3 protein-coding genes are annotated in these 1516 nt (G+C 66.4%); all 3 read left to right on the forward strand.

What is annotated here, in order from left to right:
* Window positions 1–60: 60 nt before the first annotated feature.
* A complete protein-coding gene (gene phnG / locus CN311_RS30060; protein WP_097577219.1) occupies window positions 61–522 on the forward strand; it encodes a phosphonate C-P lyase system protein PhnG in 462 nt (153 codons plus the stop codon).
* Window positions 522–1133, forward strand: coding sequence for a phosphonate C-P lyase system protein PhnH (gene phnH / locus CN311_RS30065; protein WP_097577220.1), 612 nt, complete (start codon window positions 522–524; stop codon window positions 1131–1133). The genes phnG and phnH overlap by 1 nt, the downstream gene beginning before the upstream one ends.
* 1 nt (window position 1134) lies before the next feature.
* On the forward strand, window positions 1135–1516 hold a 382-nt coding region (locus CN311_RS30070), incomplete at its 3' end, for a carbon-phosphorus lyase complex subunit PhnI (protein WP_165779900.1).

The following is a 1516-nucleotide window of genomic DNA, read 5'->3' on the forward strand; positions in this document are numbered from 1 at the left end:
GGTATAAATTGTATAGTTGTCTATATCAATAGACAAATTTACGCAACCGGAGTGCAGGCCATGCGAGGACAGGAAGCGCGCGAACAGGCCGAACGCAAGGCCGTCATGGCGACGCTGGCGCAATCCTCCGGCGACGACATCGTGCGCCTCTGGAACGAGGCCGGACTGCCTTCGGAGGCGGAACTGCTGCGTGGTCCTGAAACCGGCCTGGTCACCGTGCGCGGCCGCATCGGCGGCGGCGGCGCGCCATTCAATGTCGGTGAGGCGACGGTCACCCGCGCCACCGTCCGGGTGCCAGCCGGACAGGTCGGCCATTGCTACACGCTTGGCCGCGACAGGCAAAAGGCAAAGCTGGCGGCGATCGCCGACGCGCTGTGGCAGGACCCCGCCCATCGCGACGCGATCGAGGCCAAGCTGGTCGCGCCTTTGCAGGCGGCACTGGCCAAGTCGCATGAGCAGCGCCGCGCCGAGACGGCGGCGACGAAGGTGGATTTCTTTACCATGGTGCGCGGAGAAGACTGATGGATATGACGGCGCAAGCGATCGAGGGCGGATTCGTCGATCCGGTGTTCAACGCGCAGACGGTGTTCCGTGCCGTCATGGACGCCATGGCCCAGCCCGGCAGCGTGCAAGCCCTACCGGCTTTCGCCCATCCGCCGGCGCCACTGTCCGCGACTGCTGGCGCCGTCGCTCTGGCGCTGTGCGACAATGACACGCCGCTCTGGCTCGATCCGGCTTTGCAGGCTTCCCCGACGGTGAAATCCTGGCTCGGTTTTCATGCCGGCGCGCCGCTGGCCAACACGCCCGCCGACGCGCATTTCGCGCTGATCGCTTCGCCGGCCGAGATGATGGCGCTCGACGGCTTTTCGCAAGGCACCCAGGAGTATCCCGACCGTTCCACCACGCTGATCCTGCAGGTGAGCGATCTGACGTCGGGCACGCCTTTGCAGCTCAAAGGTCCCGGCATCGAGAAAACCGCGACCATCGCGCCGGCGCGGATGCCGCGCCATTTCGTCGAGCAATGGAAACAGAACAACCAGCGCTTCCCGCGTGGCGTCGACATCATCCTGGCCGCCGCCGACAGCATCGCCTGCCTGCCGCGCACGACGCGTATCAAGACGATGGAGGCGTGAGATGTATGTTGCGGTAAAAGGCGGCGAAGCCGCAATCGCCAACGCCCATCGCCTGCTCGCCGATCGCCGCCGCGGCGACCGCTCGGTGCCAGCACTTCGCCTCGACCAGATCGTCGGGCAGCTGGCGCTCGGCGTCGACCGGGTGATGAGCGAAGGCTCGCTCTACGACAGGGAATTGGCCGCGCTTGCCATCGTCCAGGCGCGCGGCGACATGATCGAGGCGATCTTCCTGGTCCGCGCCTATCGCACCACGCTGCCCCGCTTCGGCTACACCAGGGCGATCGAAACCGGCGCGATGCTGGTCGAGCGGCGGGTATCGGCGACCTACAAGGACCTGCCCGGCGGCCAGCTTCTCGGCCCGACCTTCGACTACACGCATCGCC

This window comes from Mesorhizobium sanjuanii, assembly GCF_002529485.1.
Lineage (GTDB): Bacteria > Pseudomonadota > Alphaproteobacteria > Rhizobiales > Rhizobiaceae > Mesorhizobium > Mesorhizobium sanjuanii.

What these genes read in the sequence shown, in the direction of transcription:
- phnH (WP_097577220.1), top strand. Translation starts at nt 522, where the DNA reads ATGGATATGACGGCGCAAGCGATCGAGGGCGGATTCGTCGATCCGGTG.
- phnG (WP_097577219.1), top strand. Translation starts at nt 61, where the DNA reads ATGCGAGGACAGGAAGCGCGCGAACAGGCCGAACGCAAGGCCGTCATG.